This is a genomic window from Pseudomonas sp. M20, assembly GCF_045037865.1.
Classification (GTDB): Bacteria; Pseudomonadota; Gammaproteobacteria; order Pseudomonadales; family Pseudomonadaceae; genus Aquipseudomonas.
Window position 1 is genome coordinate 1878185 of sequence record NZ_CP173611.1, and the last position, 22535, is coordinate 1900719.

Here is a 22535-nt window from a genome sequence, read left to right on the forward strand (position 1 = left end):
TCATTGAATGCTTCGCGGGTGCTTTTTGCCATGGAAATCGATGCACTGTTGTCAATTTTGTCCAATAAAAATGGTTCGGACTTGTTCCTTTCCACGGGTGCTCCGCCCAGTGCGCGTTTCGACGGCGTGCTCACGGCGCTGAGCGAGCGTCCTTTCAAGAACGGTGAGACCGCCGCCATCGCCGCCTCCCTGATGGACGCCGAGCAGCGGCGGGAGTTCGACCGGGATCTGGAAATGAACCTGGCGATTTCGCGAGCGGGCATTGGTCGCTTTCGCGTAAACATCTTCAAGCAGCGCAACGATATATCGATCGTCATTCGTAACGTCAAACTCGACATCCCGCGTTTCGCCGATCTGAAGCTGCCAGCGGTACTGCTCGACACTGTCATGCTCAAGCAAGGGTTGATTCTGTTTGTTGGCGCCACCGACTCGGGGAAATCAACCTCGCTCGCCGCGCTGATCGATCACCGCAACCGCCACAGCAGCGGGCACATCATCACCATCGAGGATCCGATCGAGTACATCCATCGGCACCAGCGTTCGATCATCAATCAACGTGAAGTCGGGGTCGATACGCGCAGCTTTCATGCGGCGTTGAAGAACACTTTGCGCCAGGCGCCGGATGTGGTGCTGATCGGTGAAATCCGTGATCGCGAAACCATGGAACATGCTTTGGCGTTTGCCGATACCGGGCATCTTGTGTTGTCGACGTTGCATGCCACGAATGCCAACAAGGCGTTGGAGCGGATTATCAATATGTTTGCGGAAGAGCGGCGGCCGCAGTTGTTGCAGGTGCTGGGCAATAATCTGAGAGCCTTTATTTCGCAGCGCTTGGTGCGCACTGTCGATGGGCAACGAAGGGCCGCAGTGGAGGTGCTGTTGGGTACGCCAACCATCGCCGATCTGGTTCGGCGCGGTCAGTTCGAGGAACTGAAACCAATAATGGAAAAATCCACCGGTCTGGGTATGCAGACGTTTGACGGAGCCCTGTTCGCATTGGTCGCTGAAGGTGTAATCAGTGCGCAGGAAGCTTTGAAGAATGCAGATTCGGTTAATAACTTGAAGTTGCGGATGAAACTGTCCGGAGAGGAAAGTAGTAGCCGTGGTTCAACGCCAGAAGGCTGGGGATTAATGGACTGATTGATGGTTAATCAAGGATGTCGTTGTATTGTTGGAAACAGTGGCTAATGTTTTTAAGGTGGCTTGGCTGTATCAAAGAAAGTAGAACGTCATCGGGCTGAAAATTTCAGTTGGTTTATTTGATGAGGTTCTGGTTGTGAGTGGGAAAGTTAAAAATAAAATATTCTGGTCTTCGGCTGTTGCTCTTTCTGAATGGAAACACAAGGCTGAAGCCGATGGCATCGAGCGTGAATTGGTTCTAGCCCATCTTGAGAATGCGTTGATCAAATACACAGAGAATCAAAAGATCAATTGGTATGCGCATGAGCTGGAGTTGCAGGCGGGATCGTCGTTGTACGAGATATATAACCCTGGCCGGCTTCTGCTCGATGAGTTGCTGAATACCGGCCCGGTGAGGGGGGCGCTTGCCCGGGAAGAAGCGCGCGAACATGATGGGCTGTTACGCGTTACCTCTGAAGGCAAGATGGAAGTCCGTGCCGTCAGAGGCTGGGTGGATCTAGTGGCGGCGCGGCATTTTGAACACAGCGTTCCCACTCGGTCAGCATTGAAGTTGATTGCGGATATAGCAGGCGTGGCCGGTGGTTACATATGGCCTGATAACGATATAACACTCGATCAATGGTTTCGATTTCATGATATTAGCCTGCCCGAGAACACGTTAAAGGTCAGGGAACTTATCGCCTTGTTCAAGTTTGATCCTCAAGCCTATGAGCCTGGCAGCTACTGGGAACACTTTGAAACCGATAATAAAGAATTAATAGCGTTATCCGAGGAACAGTTTTCGGCCATCCGCAATGCCACTGCCAAGTTGATGCCAAGGAAAAAACTCCTGACGGCTCTACACAATGTGACCGGTCGTGCGGCTGTCACGCATGAAAGCGCGGCCCAACGAATCAGCGAATTTGTCAATTATCCGGTTGCGCTGATTCTTGCAGGCGACTATCTGAAGGAACTCGGCTGGTTCGGTGTGAACACAGGGCAGAAGGTCTCCGATGACATCCTCCGGCAATTGCTGATGACGGCAATATTGCTTGATCTGGATCCGTCCATAGGTCATGGCGTGCGGCGCAATTGCGTCGCCGGGATTGATCTGTATGCGCCAAAAAATGTTGATCGTCATCCCTCGCAGATGCTTGAGGAGGTCACGGCTTCTCTGCGAACCAGAAAATGGGTTGACGTTGGCTTGGAGCCGTTGGCGGCTCACCTGCTATTGGCACGTAATGCACCCGAGTTTCTGGTCCGGGAGATTCCATCGTCGATTACCCTGGGCTCGATTGGCTGGATCAATTTGTGTCGTGCCGTGATGCTGATCGAGACTGTAAAAAACGGCGCGACGCGCGTCATGTCCTATGCGCAGATCATGGCTTACGGCGAACTTGAACCGGTCAGTGACGAGCAGAAGCATAAACGTGATCTAGCCTTGATCGACCCGATTGTCGACTGGGCGCTGATCAATCAGATTGTGACGATCGCTGAGCTCGAACAGACGGAGGAAGCCTGCACTCGACGTGCGATTGATGCATTTGACCAGCACTCGGAACAATTCGCGCAAATCGCCAAGGCATTTTCGACACCGTTACCTGACAGAGCAGAGATTGCCCGTGCGGCGTTGAAAATCGCCGCACCGGGTTGTGACACTTTGGACGAAAAAGCACTTTCCGAGAAAGGTGGGCAGCAGGTCATGTCCATGGTCGACCTGCATCAGTCGGGTGATCTGGTCACCGGCCAATGGGATAGGCGTACAGTGCGCCTGGTGACTAACGGGGTGCCCAAGCCGGCCATCAACTACAATCCGTCCGGTGTCAGCCTATACACGCGCTATCCGAACTTGTTGAAACTGGGCTCCTGTGACGTGGAGATGGATCGTCAACTGGCTGTGCATTTCAATGAACTGAAGAGTGCCATGTTGTCCACCGTGAAGCTGGCTCTGGCGCAGATGCCGGAGGCGGATCTGCAAGTATTCATGAATGCCGATATCCATTTTTTCACGGTACGCGAGTCCGCAGTCTATTCTAAGTCGCGTCGGCTGAGTGGCCCCTTGAAAATCGATCTCGATCAAGAAACACGACAAAGCAGAGACGCGGCGACGGGACGTTTTGGCATTGTGATGTATGCAACTTACGAGAATGCTGTCACCTGCTACGAGCTGTTCACATCGCGCGCAGAGTCTCGAAAAAATGACGCCTTGGCCGCTTTCATCAAGCGCGAGCGAAAACTGCAACAACGTTCGAGAATGAGTGCCAGCGGGGATGCAACGTTCCCACTGAGCATCACCGCGACGCAAAGCCTTCCGCTCGATGTAAAACGCTATACCCATGCGTCTGCTGAAGATTCTTCGATTACCAGCAGTATGGCCATCCTCGATTACTTTGGCAGGCTGAAAGAGCCAGAAACCACTTCGACGCCAAAGCAAGGGTTCTATCAAAAATTCAACGATCCGGATATCGCACGTATTGCCGAGTTTCTGGTAGAAAACCGGCCCTATCTGAACAAAAGGGAATTGAGGGAAATAGTTCGTCTACCCACCCCACTCGAGCTCTCCAAGGAGGAGGGCGAGCGATTGCTGACTTATTTCATCGACTTGTTGGTGCCTTTCAAAAAATGCATCGAGGACATCGCCTCGGGTGAGCACGACAAGATGGTTGATGGGTTTTACGGGTGTTTGATGGATGGTATCGGTCTAGTGGGAACGGTGGCGGGCGCCAGCTCAAAAGTGCTGAGCATTTCTGCCAAGGCTATCTCAACGACATCCAAGGCTGCGCGTTTTACCAAGTTGGCATTTACCTCGGCCGTTTCACTTTTCAATCCGCTTGACGGAGTGCCTTCCGGGATACAGGCAGGCGGCAAACTGGTGCATAAGGGCTTGTTGCGTTTTAACAAAAACAGCCATGAACTCGTTGCCAAGGCCAACAGCCAGTTGCACAGACTCAGTGGTCGCCGTCAATCCTATGATCTGATCAGTGCATCCGATAATGTGCATTTGGGGTTGGGTAACTGGAAGCCACATGGCACCACTGGCAACGTCGTTGCTGTTCTGGCAGCACGCAGTGGCAACAAATGGTATGCCTTGAATCGCCGCGGCAATTTGTGGGGCAACCCGTTGAAAGGCTTCACGTATCAAGCCCCCCTACAGTTACCGTACTCACCCAAGACCCTACCAGTGAGTTACACACGCAATTTCATCGAGAAAAGTCTGCCCCGCGCTCGGGAAAAGATCGACAACGCCATCGATGTGATCAGTCGCCATGAGTTCAAGCGAGATGGCGATCTGCTGATGAAAGCCTTGTTTGGTAACACCTCCCAAGTGGCTACTGATCGACTGGTGAATTATCTACGGTTGATTCGCTTTGATTTCGCTGGCTTCTCGATGAGCAATACCATTCTTGATGCTTTTAAAAATAATGAATCCATCGCCTCGTTCGATGTGAACAGCTACAAGCGTTGGAAGAACGCGAGTTCCAGCGACGCAAAAGATATTGCGTTCGTTGAAATCCATACTCGAAACCTGAACAAGCATTTCGTCAATCTGGGGTTCAACCATGATGTGGTGGCAGATGACCTGATCCATGAACTGTTCCACGGCAGTGCGCAGACCGTGGATGTCGGCTACGCCACCGATACGGAGTACACCAGCACCACTGGACAGCGACTGGATGTGGCGCCGTTGTTGAATCTTGCATCTGGTTCCCTGGCTTTGGCGGGCGCTGTCTCAAGCTACAGTTTTCATGAGGTATCCGAAGCCTTTGAGAATGCCGACACGCTTGCACTGGCGACCTCGTTACTGAGCCAGAGGGCGACGGACAAAGACACCTTCGATCGCAACATGACGATCATTCGCAGCGCACTCGACGCCAGTGGCGGTAAAGCGATTGTTCAGCCGGTCGTCATTACGCTAAACAAGCCCCGCTAACGCAGGCGCTGCCGCCTGCGTTTGTTATCAGAGCGTCAGCGTCGGGCTCAAATGCTCAGCTCCAGCCGATCCCGGAACTGCTCCAACGCTTCGGGATTGGCCAGCGCATCGGTGTTTTTCACCGGCCGGCCGTGCACGACATCGCGCACGGCCAGTTCCACCACCTTGCCGCTGATGGTGCGTGGAATGTCCGTCACCGCCACGATCCTCGCCGGTACATGCCTTGGGGTGGTATTGGCGCGGATCACTTGTCGGATACGCTGCTCGAGCGGGTCATCCAGCACCAATCCTTCACGCAATCTGACAAACAGCACAACCCGCACATCGTCCTGCCACTGCTGGCCGATAGCGACGCTGTCCAGCACTTCAGCGACTTTCTCGACCTGACGATATATTTCTGCCGTGCCAATGCGCACGCCGCCGGGATTGAGCACGGCGTCCGAACGCCCGTGTATCAGCATCCCCCCATGCGGCCGTTGTTCGGCGTAATCACCCTGTGCCCAGACACCGGGAAACAGACTGAAATACGACTGCCGCAGTTTTGTTCCGTCCGGATCATTCCACAGACCGATCGGCATCGCCGGAAAATGCCGGGTGCAGACCAGTTCGCCTTTTCCGCCAACCACCGGCTGACCGGCGTCGTTCCAGACTTCAACCGCCATGCCCAGACTCTTGCCCATGTTCTCACCGCGTCGCACGGCGTTCATCGGGTTGCCATTGACGAAACACGAGACGATATCGGTGCCGCCAGACATCGACGCCAGGCACACATCCGGTTTGACGTCACGATAGACGAAATCGTAGCTCTGCGGCGACAGCGCCGAACCGGTGCACAGCAGCGTCTTCAGGGTGCCCAGATCATGACTTTCGCGGGGTTTGGCACCGCTGCTCTCCAGGGTCGCGAGGAACTTGGGGCTGGTGCCGAACACGCTGATACGTTCATCGTCGATCAAGTCGAGCAAGCGCTGATTGTCCGGGTGGAACGGTGAGCCGTCGTACAGCACCACGGCACTGCCAACCGCGAGCGCCGAGACCAGCCAGTTCCACATCATCCAGCCGCACGTCGTGTAGTAAAACAGTCGATCACCAGGACCAAGATCGCAATGCAGGCCGTGTTCCTTGACGTGTTGCAGCAGTACGCCGCCGGTGCTGTGAATGATGCATTTCGGCACGCCAGTGGTGCCGCTGGAATACAGCACGTACAGCGGATGGTTGAAGGGTACCGCGACAAAGTCCGGTTCGCCGCCGATTTGATAAAAGTCATCCCACAAAGTCACTTCGGCGTGAGTCTTGTAAGCCTCGACATGGGCGTGGTGGGCATAAGGCACGATGATCAACTGCCTTAACGTTGGCAGTTGTTTGAGTATTCCGTTGATCTTGTCGGTCTGGTCGATGGTCTTGCCGGCATAGCGATAAGCGGCGCAGGTGATCAACACCTTCGGCTCGATCTGACCGAAGCGGTCGATTACGCCGTGGGTGCCAAAGTCCGGCGAGGAGCATGACCAGATTGCACCGAGGCTGGTGGTAGCGAGCATCGCCACCAGTGTCTGCCAGGTATTCGGCATGCACGCCGCGACGCGATCGCCGAGGCCAACGCCGGCGGCTTGCAGGCTGGCTTGAAACCCGGCGACGTGTTCGGCAAGTTCGGCCCAGGTCAACTGCTCGCGCTGGCCATTCTCCGCCACGCTTATCACCGCCACAGCATCGTCGCGACGACGCAGCAGGTGTTCAGCGAAGTTCAGCGTGGCGCCGGGAAACCACTCGGCGTCGGGCATTTGTGCGCCTTCGCGCAGTACGGCGTCGGGCTGGGTGTGAAAGCGGATATCGAAGGCATCGACGATTGCCTGCCAGAACTCCGCGCGCTGATCGACGCTCCATTGGTGCAGGGCAGGGTAGTCGTCGAGTTTCAGATGATGACGTTGATTGACCGCGCGGCGGAAGGTGTCCATGCGCGATTGGGCGATACGGTTGGCGTCGGGTTGCCAGAGGATGTCGGACATTGTTTGCCTCTTGTTTTATTCATGCACAAGGTCGAGCGCACACATGACACCTGTGGGAGCGAGCCTGCTCGCGAAGACGTCCGTGCACTCAACGACTTCTTTGGCTGACCCAGCGCTTTCGCGAGCAGGCTCGCTCCCACAGAGGGGGATGGCCGTGCTATTGGGCCAGCCAGCCACCATCAATATTCCACGCCGCCCCGCGCACTTGGCTGCCAGCCTCGCTGCACAGGAACAGCACAAGTTCGCCCAGATGCTGCGGTGTGACGAACTCCAGCGACGGCTGTTTCTCGGCGAGCAGATCATGCTGCGCCTGCTGCGGATCGACACCCTTGGCCGCTCGGTCATCGATCTGCTTCTGCACCAGCGGCGTCAGCACCCAACCCGGGCAGATCGCGTTGCAAGTGACGTTGCTGGTGGCGGTTTCCAGGCCGACCACTTTGGTCAAACCGATCACACCATGCTTGGCGGCTACGTAGGCCGCTTTGCCGGTCGAACCGACCTGGCCATGCACCGAGGCGATATTGATGATCCGCCCCCAACCTTTGGCGCGCATCCCCGGCAGGCTCAAACGTGTGCTGTGAAACACCGAAGACAGGTTGATCGCGATGATCGAATCCCAGCGCTCGACGGGGAATTCTTCCACTGCCGCCACATGCTGGATGCCCGCGTTGTTGACCAGAATATCGACACCGCCGAACTCACGCTCGGCATACGCAATCATGTCGGCAATTTGCGCCGGGTCACTGACATCGGCCGGATGATGACCGACCTTGCCGCCAAACCGGGCGACCTCGGCGATGACTGTCGATGCATCACCAAAACCGTTGAGAATCAGATTCGCCCCAGCCTTGGCCAGGCTCAGCGCGATACCCAGGCCGATGCCGCTGGTGGAACCGGTTACCAGTGCAGTCTTGCCGGAAAGAGTGGTCATGAATACCTCACACAATGCCAGTGGCGTAGAAAGTGCCGATCACTACGAAAACCGCCAGGGTCTTGATCAGCGTAATACAGAAAATGTCTTTATAGGCTTCGCGGTGGGTCAGGCCAGTGACGGCCAACAGGGTGATGACCGCGCCGTTGTGCGGCAGTGTGTCCATGCCGCCGCTGGCCATCGCGGCGACGCGGTGCAGCACTTCCAGCGGAATGTTTGCGGCGTGGGCAGCGCTGATGAACTGCTCGGACATCGCCGCCAACGCAATGCTCATGCCACCCGATGCGGAGCCGGTGATGCCGGCCAGCAGCGTCACGGTGATAGCTTCGTTGACCAGCGGATTGGGAATCTGCTTGAGCCAGTCCGCCAATACCAGGAAGCCCGGCAGCGACGCGATCACCGCGCCGAAACCGTACTCGGAAGCGGTGTTCATCGCTGCCAGCAAGGCACCGCTGACCGCGCTTTTGCTGCCTTCGGCGAGCTTGCTGCGAATGGCCTGAAAGCCGAACGCGAGCACCATCACAATGCCGACCAGCAACGCCGCCTGCACCGCCCAGATTGCCGTCAGTTTGGCGATCTCGGTGGTGACTGGCGTGGCCATGCCCGGCAGTGCGAGGCTGTGGGTCTTGCCGTACCACTGCGGAATCCATTGGGTGAACAGCAGGTTCATGATGCCCACTGCCAGCAGCGGCGACAGCGCAATCCATGGGTTTGGCAGTTTCAGGTCTTCAGCGGTTTCCGGCTCGTTGCGCAGTTCAGTGCCGTAGCCTTCACCGGCGCGCTGCGCCTTGTTGCGTTGACGCTGGAGAAACAGCATGCCGGCGCAGAACACGAAAATCGTGCCGATCACGCCCAGCCACGGCGCCGCCCACGCGGTGGTATTGAAGAACGTGCTGGGGATGATGTTCTGGATCTGCGGCGTGCCGGGCAGGGCGTCCATGGTGAACGAAAACGCGCCGAGGGCGATGGTCGCCGGGATCAGCCGTTTGGGAATATTGCTCTGGCGAAACATCTCGGCGGCAAACGGATACACCGCAAACACCACGACGAACAACGACACGCCACCGTAAGTGAGCAGGGCGCAGACCAGAACGATTACCAGCATCGCCTGTTTGGTGCCGAGCAAGCGAATGGCGGCAGCAACGATCGAGCGGGAGAACCCCGACAGTTCGATCAACTTGCCGAACACCGCACCGAGCAGGAACACAGGGAAATACAGTTTGATGAAACCGACCATTTTCTCCATAAACACCCCGGTGAACGCAGGGGCAACGGCAGACGGATCGGTGAGCAGGACAGCGCCGAGGGCGGCAATCGGGGCGAAGAGGATAACGCTGTAGCCACGGTAGGCAGCCAGCATCAGCAGCGTAAGGGCTGCCAAGGCAATGATCACACTCATGGTGTGTCTCTCCAGAATTGTTATTTTTGTGGGTGGAACGGGTGTGGGAGAGGCTTTAGCGAGATCTGTGCCAGTTATCTAACACGTTGAAATATAAAGATATTGTCGTGCGGGTAGGGCAGGCTTCAGAGTTTTTGTCTCACTATAGAGACGGGATTAAGTCGAAAAGATCGCAGCCTTCGGCAGCTCCTACAGTGCGGACCCGATATTCCCCTGTAGGAGCTGCCGAAGGCTGCGATCTTTCGATCTTGACGAAGTTTCTAATTAATGAGATCCGCGTCTCTTTATAGAGACTCAAGCAATCCCCAGCGCCACCATCTTCTTGTACAGCGTCGACCGACCAAGCCCCAGCCGAGCAGATGCTTCCGGTACATTTCCGTTGCATTGCGCGAGGGCAGACTGAATCAACTGCCGATCAAACCGCTCGCGTGCCTGGGCGAATGTTTCCTCTGGCACCACCTCAGCCAGTGGGCCAGAACCACGCTCAACCGGCGTCAGTGTGCCAATCGCCGCACGAATATCCTGCTCGCTCAGCATCAAGTCATCACTGAGCAATGCTGCCCGCTCCAGCACATTACGCAGTTCGCGAATGTTCCCCGGCCAGGCATGTTGCCCGAGCAGTTCCAGTGCATCCCGATGCAACTCATGCTGACTGCGCAGCTCTTCAAGGATCGCTTCGCTGAGTGCAGGCAGATCATCAAGACGTTCACGTAATGGCGGTACCTGGATTGGCAGCACATTGAGGCGATAGTACAAATCGGCGCGGAATTCACCGCGTTTGATCGCCACTTGCAGATCGGTCGAGGTGGCGGCAATCACGCGCACGTCACTCTGAATGACGTCGTTGGAACCGACCGGTTCGAATTCCTTTTCCTGCAACACGCGCAGCAGTTTGCTTTGCAGGGGCAGCGGCATGTCACCAATCTCATCGAGAAACAGCGTGCCGCCCTGGGCGATCTGCAACTTGCCGGTGCGGCCCTTGCGGTCGGCGCCGGTGAACGCGCCGGGTGCGGTGCCGAAAAACTCCGCTTCCAGCAATGCTTCGGGAATCGCCGCGCTGTTGATGCTGACAAAGGCCTTGTGTGCTCGTGGTGAGGCACTGTGAATCGCTTGGGCCAGCAGCTCTTTGCCGGTGCCGGTTTCGCCGAGCAGCAACACCGGCGACTCGGCGCTGGCACTGCGTCGGGCACGGCGTTTGACTTCGAGGCTGGCGGCGCTGGTGCCGATAAAGTGGGCGAAGTTGTATTTGGTCTGCCGGGCGCGCAGCAGGGAGCGGGTCGAAGCCAGTTCTTCCTGCATGCTCAAATACCGTTTGAGCATCGGCGACAGGGTGCGTAACTCGTCGAACAGGGCAAATCCGATCGCGCCGATCACCGTGCCGACGTCGTCATGGATGGGCAGGCGCATGACCACCAACGGCTCTTTCGGGGTGTCCTGCATGTCCAGAAGGATAGGGCGCCCGGTGCGCACGACTTCGCGCAACAGACTGCCCGGGATCACACTTTCACAAGGCTTGCCGATGGCACCTTCAGCCGATTCGAGACCGAAACGTCGGGCGTAACGTTCGTTCATCCAGACGATATTCGCATCGCGATCGACGATCACCGTACCTTCGCTGGACTGCTCAATGATCTCGAACAGCGAGCGGATCGCCAGGGAGCGAACCCGTTGGTAGTCCTTGAGGCTTTCGGTGGTGTTCATGGAGGCTGATCCTGATTGTGTATGGCCTGTGCCGGCCCCTTCGCGAGCAGGCTCGCTCCCACAGTAGATTGGGTCTTTCCCAAATTTTGTGTCCGGCGTGAACCTTGTGGGAGCGAGCCTGCTCGCGAAAGCCTCGACCCGGTTTCACGCCGAACACATATGACGCCTACCCCGGATGCGCCGCCGCCAACAGCTCTTTGGTATACGGATGCTGCGGCGCATCAAACACCTCATGACTGGCGCCACGCTCGACCACTTTGCCGTCCTTGATCACGATCATGTCGTGGGCCAGGGCGCGCACCACCGCCAGATCGTGGCTGATGAACAGATAGGTCAAGCCGTGTTTTTCCTGAAGCTGGCGGAGCAGGGCGACCACTTGTTTCTGCACCGTGCGATCGAGTGCCGACGTCGGCTCGTCGAGCAGGATCAGCGCCGGTTTCAGCACCAGCGCCCGCGCGATGGCAATGCGCTGGCGCTGACCACCGGAGAACTCGTGGGGATAGCGATGGCGACTCTCGGGATCGAGACCGACCTCTTTAAGCACACGGATGACTTGCTCGTCGCATTCATCGGCCGTCGACTCGCAGTGCACTTCGAGGCCCTCGCTGATGATTTGCGCCACCGACATGCGCGGGCTGAGGCTGCCGAACGGATCCTGAAATACCACCTGCATCTGTCGACGCCACGGCCGCATCTGTTTCTGATTGAGGCCGTCGAGCGCCTGGCCCTGAAAGCGGATACCGCCCTCGGAGTCGAGCAAACGCAGGATCGCCTGGCCCAATGTCGACTTGCCGGAACCGGATTCGCCGACGATGCCGAGGGTCTTGCCACGCTGGATGCTCAGACTGATGCCGTCCACCGCCCGCAGGTATTGCTTGCGCTGGAACAGCCCGCCACCGACGACAAACTCAACCTTAAGATCCTCGACCTCAAGCACGTTTTCGCGCTCATCCCGGGGCAGGGCTTCGCCTTCGGGTTCGGCGTTGAGCAGCACGCAGCTGTAAGGATGCTTCGGTTCGGTAAACAGGGTTTCGCAGGGCGCCTGTTCGACGATTTCCCCGGCTTTCATCACGCACACGCGCTGGGCAATACTGCGCACCAGATTGAGGTCGTGGCTGATCAGCAGCAGCGACATGCCCAAGCGTTGTTGCAGGGATTTGAGCAGCAGCAGGATCTTGCGCTGCACCGTCACGTCGAGCGCCGTGGTCGGTTCGTCGGCGATCAACAGCTCCGGTTCGCAGGCCAGCGCCATGGCGATCATCACCCGTTGCCGTTGTCCGCCAGAGAGTTGATGTGGATAGGCCTTGAGGCGTTCCTTGGGTTTCTGGATGCCCACCAGACCGAGCAGTTCGAGGATCCGTGCCTGCGCCGCTTTGCCGCCGAGGCCACGGTGCAGCAGCAGCGTTTCGCCAATCTGTTTTTCGATGGTGTGCAGCGGATTCAGCGAGGTCATCGGCTCCTGGAAGATCATCGCGATGCGGTTGCCGCGCAACTCGCGCAAGACCTTGGGATCGGCGCCGATCAGTTCCTGCTCGCGATAGCGAATGCTGCCAGTGGTTTGTGCTTCGCTTTCAGGCAGCAATTGCAGAATCGAATGGGCAGTCACTGATTTGCCTGAGCCCGACTCGCCGACCAGCGCCAGACACTCACCGGGGCGAATGTCCAGGCACAGCTCGCGCACCACGGTCTGGCCGTGGAAGGCGACGTTGAGATTACGGATTTCAATCAGGTTGTCAGTCATGGTCACGCTTCAGGATCGAGGGTCGAACGCGTCACGCAACGCTTCGCCGATGAACACCAATAGAGAAAGGATCAGCGCCAGGGTGAAAAACGCCGTCAACCCGAGCCACGGAGCTTGCAGGTTTTGTTTGCCCTGACCGATCAATTCACCCAGCGAAGCACTGCCGGCGGGCATGCCGAAGCCGAGAAAATCCAGCGCAGTAAGGGTGGAAATCGCCCCGGTGAGAATGAACGGCAAGTAACTCAGTGTTGCGTTCATCGCATTGGGCAGTATGTGCCGGAAGATCACCTTGCGATCGCTCAGGCCCAGCGCGCGGGCTGCTTTGACGTACTCCAGATTGCGTCCGCGCAGGAACTCGGCGCGCACGACATCCACCAGTGCCAGCCATGAAAACAGCGCCATGATCCCCAACAGCCACCAGAAATTCGGCTCGACGAAACCGGAGAGAATGATCAGCAGGTACAGCACCGGCAGCCCCGACCAGACTTCCAGCAAACGTTGCCCGAGCAGATCGACCCAGCCGCCGTAGTAACCCTGCAATGCCCCGGCGGCGATGCCGATCAGGGCACTGACAAAGGTCAGCATCAAGGCAAACAGAATCGACACCCGCGCGCCGAAAATCACCCGCGCCAACACATCTCGCGATTGATCGTCCGTGCCCAGCCAATTGACCGATGTCGGCGGGCTGGGAGCCGGTTTGTTGAGGTCGTAGTTCGGCGTATCGTCACTGAACGGAATCGGCGGGAACAGCAGCCAGCCACCGTCCTTGCGAATCAGGTTCTGCACATAATCGCTACGGTAATCGGCCTGAAACGGCAGTTGTCCGCCGAACTCCTGCTCGGTGTGGCGCTTGAATACCGGGAAGTACCATTGGTCCTGATAGCTGACGACCAACGGCTTGTCATTGGCGATCAACTCACCGCCCAGTGTGACCACAAACAGACCGATAAACAGCCACAGCGACCACCAGCCACGGCGGTTTTTCTTGAAGCGCTCGAAGCGCCGACGACCCAGAGGCGAGAGCTTGAACATCAGGCGTTCCTCGCGGCGAAGTCAATACGCGGATCGACCAGCGTGTAACACAGGTCACCGACCAGTTTTATCAGCAGGCCGAAGAGGGTAAAGATGAACAATGAACCAAACACCACCGGGTAATCCCGGGAAACCGCGGCTTCGTAGCTCATGCGTCCGAGACCGTCGAGGGAGAAAATCACTTCGATCAGCAAGGAACCGGCGAAGAACACACTGATGAATGCCTGCGGGATGCCCGACACCACCAGCAACATCGCATTGCGAAACACATGGCCATAGAGCACGCGGCGCTCGCTCAGGCCTTTGGCGCGCGCGGTGACCACGTACTGGCGAGTGATTTCATTGAGAAACGAGTTTTTGGTCAGGATCGTCAGCGTGGCGAAACCACCAATCACCAGCGCCGTCACTGGCAGCACCAAGTGCCAGAAATAATCGGCGATTTTGCCGAGGTTCGACAGCGATTCGAAGTTGTCCGACACCAGGCCGCGAACCGGAAACCAGTTCAGCGACGTGCCGCCGGCAAACAATACGATCAGGAACATCGCAAAGAGAAACGCTGGCATCGCGTAACCGATGATAATCGCCGTGCTGCTCCAGATATCGAAATGACTGCCATGGTGCACAGCCTTGCGGATCCCCAACGGGATCGACACCAGATAGGTGATCAGCGTCGCCCACAACCCGAGGGAAATGGTCACCGGCATTTTTTCCAGGATCAGGTCGGTGACCGTCGCGCCACGGAAGAAGCTCTTGCCGAAATCCAGTTGCGCGTAGTTCTTCAACATCAGCCACAAGCGTTCGTGGGCCGGTTTGTCGAAGCCGTACTGTTTTTCGATGTCCTTGATCAGTTGCGGATCGAGGCCGCGACTGGCACGGGAGGTGCCACTCATGGTTTCGCTGGCGCCGCCACCGACACTGGCGCCGCCGATCCCTTGCAGGTGGGCGATGGCCTGCTCTACCGGGCCGCCGGGTGCGGCCTGAATGATCACGAAATTGACCAGCAGGATGATCACCAGCGTCGGGATGATCAGCAGCAGGCGCCGCAGTATGTAACCCCACATCAGTGCGGCCCTCCGGGTCTGCCACGCGCGATTTTCTCGGCCGTCATCTGTTGATTGGTCAGTGGCGTGCTGCTGATTTCCCACCAGCTCTCGATGGCTTCGTCATTGCTGGCTTGTACTGAGGGTATGCCGAAACGATTCCACCACACCGTCGACGTGCCCGGCGGATAGTAGTTGGGAATCCAGTAGTAATTCCATTGCAGCACACGGTCCAGAGCATGCGCGTAGTGCAGCATGTCGGACTGCGTGGACGCGCGTATCAGACCGTTGATGAGCGTATCCACTGCCGGGTTTTTCAACACCATGTAGTTGTTCGCGCCCGGGTCGTTGGCCGACGCCGAGGCGAAGTAATTGAGCAACTCGCCCCCCGGCGAAGTGCTGACCGGGTAGCCGGTGACGATCATGTCGTAGTCACGACTCATCAGGCGATTGACGTATTGCGAGGAGTCGATACGGCGAATGTTCAGGTCGATGCCGATCTGTTTCAGCGTGCGTTTGTACGGCAGCAGCAAGCGATCCATACCGTTCTGGCTGACCAGGAAGGTGAAGCTCAGCGGTTCGCCCTGGGCATTCACCAGCAGATCGCCATCCGGTTTCCAGCCCGCCTGTTCGAGCAATTCGAGTGCTTGCAGCTGCTTGTCGCGGATCAGGCCACTGCCATCGGTTTTCGGCGCTTCAAAGACTTTGCTGAAGACTTCGTCGGGAACCTGACCGCGCAGCGGTTCGAGGATTTTCAGTTCCTGCGCATCGGGCAGCTCGCTCGCCGCCAGTGGCGTGTTGGAGAAGTAGCTCTGCTGGCGGATATACATGCCGCGCATCATCTGCCGGTTGCTCCACTCGAAGTCCCAGAGCATGGCCAGAGCCTGGCGCACGCGGCGATCGGCGAACATCGGTTTCTGCAGATTGAACACAAATCCCTGGGCCGACTGGGGCGCCTCGGTGGCCAGATGCGCTTTTTGCAGGCGGCCGTCACTCAGTGCGGGGCTGTCGTAGCCGATCGAGTAGCCGGTGGCCGAGAACTCGCGGTTGTAGTCATAGGCGCCGCCACGCAGCACTTGCCGGGCGACGTCGGTATCACCAAAGTACTCGATGCTGAAATGATCGAAGTTGTACAGGCCACGACTGACCGGCAAATCCTTGCCCCACCAGTCGGCGTTGCGCTCAAAGGTGATGCTGCGCCCTGAATCGACTTTACCGACTCGATAGGGGCCGCTGCCCAGAGGTGGTTCATAGCCGCCACCCCCGGCGAAATCGCGGCTCTTCCACCAATGCTCGGGGAACACCGGCAAGGTCGCGATATCCAGTGGCAGGGTGCGGTTTTCATTGCTCTTGAAGTCGAAACGCACGGTCAACGGGCCTTCCACTTCGACGCCTTTGACGTCAGCAAACTGGGTGCGATAACGCAGGCTGCCCTGGGTCATCAATAAATCGTAGGTGTAGCGTACGTCTTCGGCGGTAATCGGCTTGCCATCAGCAAAACGTGCCTTGGGATTGATGAAGAACCGCAGTGACAGACCATCGTCCGAGCGCTCCATCTTTTGCGCGACCAGTCCGTAAACCGTGTAAGGCTCGTCCAGCGAACGCTGAGCCAACGGCGAATAGAGCAAACCATCAATCTGCGTGACGCCGATGCCTTTGTCTATATAAGGAAGAACATGATCGAAGTGGCCGATCTCGATGGCCGAGCGGCGCATAGTTCCGCCCTTGGGCGCTTGCAGGTTGGTGTAGTCGAAGTGACTGAAGCCGGCAGGGTACTTGGCGGGTTCGCCATAAACAGTCAGCGCGTGTTGCGGTGCAGCGTTCGCGCCGGTGGCGCCCGTCAGCAGGGCGAGGGCGGTGAGCATCAATGTGGGGAAAACCAGTCGCATTGTCAGCCTTGGAACCGGGAAATCGATAAGCGCAAGTTGTACGCGAGAGGCGCGCCAGTCGCCAGCCGTATATGTAACTGAAACACAACGGCCCACCAGAAGGCGGGCCGTTGGTAGGCAATCAGGCGACGGATCAGTCCTGACGGCTGGTGACTTCCAGCAGGTGATAACCGAACTGGGTTTTCACCGGACCTTGCACGACGTTGATTGGCGCGCTGAAGACCACGGTGTCGAATTCCTTGACCATCTGGCCAGGACCGAACGAACCCAGATCACCGCCCTGACGGCTGGACGGGCAGGTGGAGTTGGCTTTGGCGACATCGGCGAAATCAGCGCCGCCTTCGATCTGGGCCTTGAGTTCGTTGCACTTGTCTTCGCTGGAAACCAGGATGTGGCGGGCAGTGGCTTTAGCCATGGGGAAACTCTCCAATCTATTTCAGTAAAGTGTGGAGCCTACCGGATTCAGTGGGCGAATTCTCGGCAAAGTTCCGTTCGATTGTCCGTGGCTTTGCTCAGAGATTCGCGGCGTGCAGACGTTCGGCGTGTTCAACGTACAGTTCAATCGGGTCGGGCAGGGTAGTGATGGTGCTGTCTGTGCGGCGCAGGCTGCCCAGATGGTCCAGCGGATAGTCGGAGCGGATAACCTGCCCCAGATGAGAACTGAAGCGGCCGACGAAACCGTCATTCTGCTGCGTCTCGGTCATGAAGTATTGCGATAGCGCATGGCAAATGTTCCGTGTCGGATCGAGTGTTGAAGGACTGTGAGCCGGCAGCACGCCGCTCCATGAGTAATAACGCACACCATTGACTAGCGCCGCGCCTTGGCCGCCCCAGCTCCCGGGCAACCCCTGAGGAAACTTGTCGTTGAAATCGCCCACTCCTTCTGTCGTCAGGGCATGGAGTGCTGCCAGTGCGTTTTGCGGCAATCTCGCATTGCCGCTGAGCAACGAAAGAAAGTTGCCAAACAGGGTCGCCACATTCTGTGCGACCGCCTCGGGCAGTCGCCCAGGCACTAGCGCCTTGCGCAGAAAGTCAGCCAGCTCCGAGCCATGGTTTGGGCCACTGACGGAGGTCACCGAGGCGACGGCGTGTGGTGCGAGCGCGGCAGCGTAGCGAGCAGCCAATGCGCCCTGGCTGTGTCCAATGAGATTGACTTTGTCAGCACCTGTGCCCCGCAAGACACGATCAATCTGTGCGAGCAGTTGTTCACCTCGTATTTCGTTTTTATGGGTGGCAGAGAGGTGCGGAACAAACACTCGGCTGCCGCCGGCTTTCAGCGCGTTCTTTACGTCATGGAACAGCTCGAAATGACCGATGCGCTCAAATCCGAACAGGCCGTGTACCAACAGGACGGGATAACGAGTTGAAGCATTCCGTTGCATGTTCTTACCTTTTTCGCAGAAGTTCATCGGGGAGTCCGGGGGCCACTCTAAAACACTCATCCCGTTGACGAAGTAAGAATAGGCTTCTATTGGCCGTTGAATATGGACTAGGGGTTGTAAGAATTTTCAGATACTTATGAAATCCGAATCGGAAGTTGCGGCTGTCTTTCGCCTGGTTGATAGCAGTTCTGTGCAGTTTGCCTACCCAGCTGGAGGCTTTTGCCGGGGGCCTGCGGCGGATCGGGCTGACATCGAAAATGTGAGAGCGCGCGTTAAATGTTGGCTGTCGACGCCGTCCACCGATACGGCGTTTTTTCCAAGGAATGGAGCCACTAATGCACACGCATGAAGTCGAGTTTTGCTACCGGATGCGCCACCCCGTCAGTCCCTGTGTGGCGAGCGAACTGCTGCCAGCAGCGATCCTCGATTGTCTGGAGGGGGCGGTGCTTGACCCTTCTCTTGGCAGAGTCGTTGCCCGTATTGCCCCTTATGCAAACATGGCCTGTGGCGATCAGTTGCTGTTGAGTTGGGACGGTCTGGATATAGAGGGCTTCGCTTATCAGCATGAAATGGTGCGCTATGTCAGCGAAGCCCAGGTCGGCAAGGATGTCGTATTCGTTATCAAAGGCATGCACATCGCCGCACTGGATGGCGGTTCGCTGGAGGTTCACTGGAAACTGCTCAGTGCAAGCTCATCAGTCCCAGCGTCATCTGCACGCGTGCAATTGTCTGTGGGAGATACACGGCCGCAGCTGCTTGCGCCAATTGTCGAGGGGGCGATAGCGGGAACACTGGATCCGCAGCGGGTGACAGAAGGCACGCTTATCGTGCTCCAGCCTTACGCCCGCATGGCGGTGGGGGATCGTGTCACATTGCTGTGGGGCGCCGACGCATTGCCGGCGACGTTCAGCGACAGCCTGAAAGTCGAATCCTTTGCTGTCGCTGACGTGCTGTCATTCTGGGTTGACGGGGCGCATATCGCTGCACATCTCGGTGGTGAGGTGTCGGTGCGCTATCGAGTGGAACAGTCCGATGGCGCGGTTCGAGAATCCGAGTCGGCAATAATCCTCGTCACTCCGTTCCTTCGTGGTGAGCTGGAGGCTCCCGACGTGCTGGAGGCTGAAGATGGCGTGTTGCTGAAAGAAGACTCAGTCGATGGTGTCACCGTCGTGATCGGTAATGCCCGGACGCAGGAAGGTGAGCTGGTTTATCTCAAGTGCGACGGCGATCTTTTCAATCATCGGGATGACCGTGAAATTACGCGGGAAACGGCGGGAAAGCCGCTGATCTTTATCGTGCCGCACCGATTCTGGCGTGAGCACGATGGCACGACCGTGCGGGTAGCCTACACAGTTGAGCGTCTGGACGATGTCAGTCAGGACTCGGCTGCCACACCGGTGCGAGTAGAGGCGTAGCGGGATCGACCAGCCCTCCGGTTTGCCATGAGTCCGGAGGGTTGGTCTGGAAGTCAATCTTTGGCGTGTTCGGCGAGGCGCTGGGCGGCGGCACGCAGCAAGTGTTCTGTTGCGCTGAAACCGAGGCAGCCATCGGTGATTGAAACCCCGTAGCGCAAGGATTCGGTCAGCGGTTGGCAGCCTTCGAACAGGTGAGATTCAATCATCATGCCGATCAGCGCGCGGTCACCTTGCAAGCGCTGCTCAAGCACTTCGTTGAAGACGCCTGGCTGACGCAATGGATCCTTGCCACTGTTGGCGTGGCTGCAGTCGACCATGATTCGGCTCGGAATCTTCAGTCTGTCCAGATCAGCGTGGATTTTTGCCACGCTCTCGCGATCATGGTTCGGCCCTTTGTGGCCCCCGCGCAGTACCAGATGAGTATCGGGGTTACCTGACGTTTGAATGATGGCCGGATGACCTTGGCTGTCGACGCCGAAATGCCGGTGCGGATGGGCGGCCGAACGCATGGCGTCAACCGCAATGGCGCCGCCGCCGTCGGTGCCGTTCTTGAAGCCGACCGGCATGCTCAGTCCACTGGCCATTTCACGGTGGATCTGCGATTCAGTGGTGCGCGCGCCAATGGCCACCCAGCTCAACAGGTCATCGAAGTAACCGGCGGCCATCGGTTGCAGCAGTTCTGTGGCCACCGGCAAGCCGAGGCGGATCATTTCCAGCATGAGTTCCCGCGACAGGGTGAGACCGCCAGCCATGTCATCACTGCCGTCCAGATGCGGATCGTAGGCCAGGCCCTTCCAGCCGACCGTGGTACGCGGTTTTTCGACATAGGCGCGCATCACCAAGAGCATTTCGCCGCTGACTTCTTCAGCCAGTCGAGCGAGCTTGCCGGCGTACTCAAGTGCGGATTGGGGGTCGTGGATAGAGCAGGGACCGACGATGATCAGCAGACGCTGATCCTGGCCATTGAGAATGGCGCGGACCGCTTGGCGATGGGCGGCGACTTGCTTGCTCAGGGCATTGCTCAGGGGCAATTGCTGTTTGAGTTGCAACGAGCTGGGTAGACGCAGAGTCAATGCTTCGTTGGCAGGGTTCAGGGTGGACAGTGGCAGAGCAGAAACGGACGAGTTCATATTCGGTCTTCCTGGGCTGGCGGCGGGTTCGTCCCGCGCGCTCGGCCCTATTGGGGTGTTCGACAGTTGGCCGTATTGGCTATATGTGTGTGCTTGCCACCTGTAGGTGACCGATCGGAGGCGGCAGGCTGTCCCGAGCGGAAGCTGGTAAATCGCCAGGCGCTAAAGCTGTCGTAACGGTAATAAGTGGCGTAGTTCATTTCGTGAATCCTCAAAGTGTCTGGTGTGTTGCTGAAAAATCAGGGGCTGAAAAAACAAAACCCCCGGTCGGGAGGCCGACCGGGGGTTGAGAATTCTCTGGTAGGCGACCCGTTGTTATGGGCGCCGTTTGGGTATCAGGCGCGCCAGTGGCTAAACCAATACCCAAAATAAAAGCTGACCGGAGCACAAACGCCATTCACCCGGGCAGCCGCAACCGAGCGCAGGGCGCTGGCGGTACGAAGCTGTGAGAGGGCGTTGAACATGGTCTGTCTCCGATGAATGCGCCGAGCTTACTAGAGGCCGATACGCCTCAGCAATCAGAAATTGCTATCGCGTAATCAACAAAACGCCTATTGCCAGGCGCACGCAAGAGTGGCGACACTCTGGGTTTTGCCTGATTACCAAGGATGAACCGTGTCGACACTGACCATTGCTGCTGCCCAGATGATTTCCATTGCCGGTGACCTTCCCGGGAACATTGCCCGACATTGCCGCTTCATTGAGGCAGCAGCGGAGCAGGGTGTTGAGTTGCTGGTTTTTCCCGAATTGTCGCTGACAGGCTATGAAGGACAGGACGCGGCGGCATTGGCGATTGCCCCGCAAGATGCTGTGCTGCGTCGCCTGAGGGATTTGGCCCGAGAGCGTGGGGTGACTGCCGTTGTCGGTATGCCTATCCGGTTGGAGGGCAGTTTGTCGGTGCTGATCGGTGCCCTGGTGCTGGGCGCTGACGGCTCTCTCGGTGTTTACAGCAAGCAGCATTTGCACACGGGCGAGGAGCTTGTTTTTGCACCTGGTTTCGGTGGCCCGACCCTGAATATCGCCGGGAGCGTCGTGGCGTTGGCGGTGTGCGCGGATTTCACGCATTCCAGTCATGCTGCGACGGCCGCAGATAAGGGCGCTGGCTTGTACGCCGCCGGTGTTTTGATCAGCGAGAAAGGCTATGCGGCCGACACGGCGATACTTCAAGGCTACGCTCGGCAACACTCGATGGCTGTGCTGATGGCCAATCACGGTGGGCTGACGGGCGGGTGGCAATCTGCGGGGCGCAGTTGCATCTGGTCTGAGGATGGTTCATTGATTGTCGCAGCAACGGGGGCTGGGGATCTTTTGGTTGTCGCCCGACGTAACGAAGGTGTTTGGCAAGGGGGAGTTGCTCCTGTTGCGCAAGCCCAATGACATTCCAGTTACGGCTTGCGGTTCTGGAAGATCTGCCTTTTGCCCGCGATCTCACCTGTCAGAACATGCTGCGCTATTACATTCACCATGACTTGTTATGGCAGGACGAAGCGTTTGACGTAGCGTGGCCGGGGCGGCAGAACTGGCTGATAGTGCAAGGTGATGCGCCGGTGGGTTTTCTCAGCCTCAGCCGGGACATGCGCGCGCTGTACATTCGTGAATTGCAGATTGCTGAAGCGTTTCAGGGGCGAGGTGCGGGTTCCTGGGCGATTGATCAGGTTATCGGCATGGCCCGCAAAGAAACACGCCCGGCTTTGCGCCTGACCGTATTCGACAATAATCCGGCGAGAAACTTGTATGAAAGAAAAGGCCTACAGGTTCGGGGCACGGATGAGTGTTTTCTGCGAATGCAGCTTGATATAAGTACATGTGTGCTCTGAAACCCACG

At 57.7% G+C, this 22535-nt stretch carries 16 protein-coding genes; 5 read left to right on the forward strand and 11 right to left on the reverse strand.

Translation table 11 applies throughout. The features are described 5' to 3' along the window. Nucleotides 1-30 precede the first annotated feature (30 nt). Together ACI514_RS08550 and ACI514_RS08555 are read left to right on the forward strand one after the other, a co-directional pair. Complete coding sequence (locus ACI514_RS08550) at nt 31-1140, forward strand: PilT/PilU family type 4a pilus ATPase (RefSeq protein WP_160058238.1); 1110 nt, start codon at nt 31-33, stop codon at nt 1138-1140. A 136-nt stretch (nt 1141-1276) separates the two neighbouring features. Continuing rightward, a complete protein-coding gene (locus ACI514_RS08555) occupies nt 1277-5050 on the forward strand; it encodes a hypothetical protein (protein WP_160058236.1) in 3774 nt (1257 codons plus the stop codon). A 47-nt stretch (nt 5051-5097) separates the two neighbouring features. On the opposite strand, the gene ACI514_RS08560 is transcribed toward ACI514_RS08555, so the two are convergent. The 10 genes from ACI514_RS08560 to ACI514_RS08605 all read right to left on the reverse strand — a co-directional run bounded on the left by ACI514_RS08560 (nt 5098) and on the right by ACI514_RS08605 (nt 18165). Beyond that, the gene (locus ACI514_RS08560; protein ID WP_405123543.1) at nt 5098-7050 is read right to left on the reverse strand and encodes an acetoacetate--CoA ligase; all 1953 of its coding nucleotides are present in this window, start codon (nt 7048-7050) and stop codon (nt 5098-5100) included. A gap of 157 nt (nt 7051-7207) precedes the next feature. Beyond that, on the reverse strand, nt 7208-7981 hold the full coding sequence (gene hbdH, locus ACI514_RS08565) for a 3-hydroxybutyrate dehydrogenase (protein WP_160058232.1): 774 nt from the start codon (nt 7979-7981) through the stop codon (nt 7208-7210). A gap of 7 nt (nt 7982-7988) precedes the next feature. Next, entirely contained in the window at nt 7989-9380 is a 1392-nt protein-coding gene (locus ACI514_RS08570; protein WP_160058230.1) for a GntP family permease, read from the reverse strand. Nucleotides 9381-9674: 294 nt separating this feature from the next. After that, complete coding sequence (locus ACI514_RS08575; protein ID WP_405123544.1) at nt 9675-11081, reverse strand: sigma-54 interaction domain-containing protein; 1407 nt, start codon at nt 11079-11081, stop codon at nt 9675-9677. A 166-nt stretch (nt 11082-11247) separates the two neighbouring features. Then, nucleotides 11248-12822: an ABC transporter ATP-binding protein gene (locus tag ACI514_RS08580; protein ID WP_160058228.1), complete on the reverse strand. Its 1575-nt coding sequence runs from the start codon at nt 12820-12822 to the stop codon at nt 11248-11250. Between the two features lie 9 nt (nt 12823-12831). Beyond that, nucleotides 12832-13854: an ABC transporter permease gene (locus tag ACI514_RS08585; RefSeq protein ID WP_160058226.1), complete on the reverse strand. Its 1023-nt coding sequence runs from the start codon at nt 13852-13854 to the stop codon at nt 12832-12834. Further along, on the reverse strand, nt 13854-14915 hold the full coding sequence (locus tag ACI514_RS08590; protein WP_160058224.1) for a microcin C ABC transporter permease YejB: 1062 nt from the start codon (nt 14913-14915) through the stop codon (nt 13854-13856). Before ACI514_RS08590 ends, ACI514_RS08585 begins: the two co-directional genes overlap by 1 nt. Continuing rightward, nucleotides 14915-16783, reverse strand: coding sequence for an extracellular solute-binding protein (locus tag ACI514_RS08595; RefSeq protein ID WP_160058222.1), 1869 nt, complete (start codon nt 16781-16783; stop codon nt 14915-14917). The genes ACI514_RS08590 and ACI514_RS08595 overlap by 1 nt, the downstream gene beginning before the upstream one ends. A gap of 133 nt (nt 16784-16916) precedes the next feature. Beyond that, a complete protein-coding gene (locus ACI514_RS08600) occupies nt 16917-17198 on the reverse strand; it encodes a peptidylprolyl isomerase (protein ID WP_160058220.1) in 282 nt (93 codons plus the stop codon). A gap of 97 nt (nt 17199-17295) precedes the next feature. After that, nucleotides 17296-18165: a triacylglycerol lipase gene (locus ACI514_RS08605; protein ID WP_160060105.1), complete on the reverse strand. Its 870-nt coding sequence runs from the start codon at nt 18163-18165 to the stop codon at nt 17296-17298. Between the two features lie 335 nt (nt 18166-18500). Here ACI514_RS08605 and ACI514_RS08610 point away from each other — a divergent pair, with 335 nt between their 5' ends. Beyond that, nucleotides 18501-19580, forward strand: a complete 1080-nt coding sequence (locus tag ACI514_RS08610; RefSeq protein ID WP_160058218.1) for a hypothetical protein — start codon at nt 18501-18503, stop codon at nt 19578-19580. A gap of 53 nt (nt 19581-19633) precedes the next feature. On the opposite strand, the gene ACI514_RS08615 is transcribed toward ACI514_RS08610, so the two are convergent. Beyond that, nucleotides 19634-20710 (reverse strand): 3-deoxy-7-phosphoheptulonate synthase, encoded by a 1077-nt coding sequence (locus ACI514_RS08615; protein ID WP_160058216.1) that lies wholly within the window; start codon nt 20708-20710, stop codon nt 19634-19636. Between the two features lie 615 nt (nt 20711-21325). Between ACI514_RS08615 and ACI514_RS08620 the strand changes: the two genes are divergently transcribed. Both ACI514_RS08620 and ACI514_RS08625 read left to right on the forward strand, forming a co-directional pair. After that, nucleotides 21326-22087, forward strand: coding sequence for a carbon-nitrogen hydrolase family protein (locus ACI514_RS08620; protein ID WP_405123545.1), 762 nt, complete (start codon nt 21326-21328; stop codon nt 22085-22087). Continuing rightward, on the forward strand, nt 22084-22527 hold the full coding sequence (locus ACI514_RS08625; RefSeq protein ID WP_405123546.1) for a GNAT family N-acetyltransferase: 444 nt from the start codon (nt 22084-22086) through the stop codon (nt 22525-22527). The genes ACI514_RS08620 and ACI514_RS08625 overlap by 4 nt, the downstream gene beginning before the upstream one ends. Nucleotides 22528-22535 lie beyond the last annotated feature (8 nt).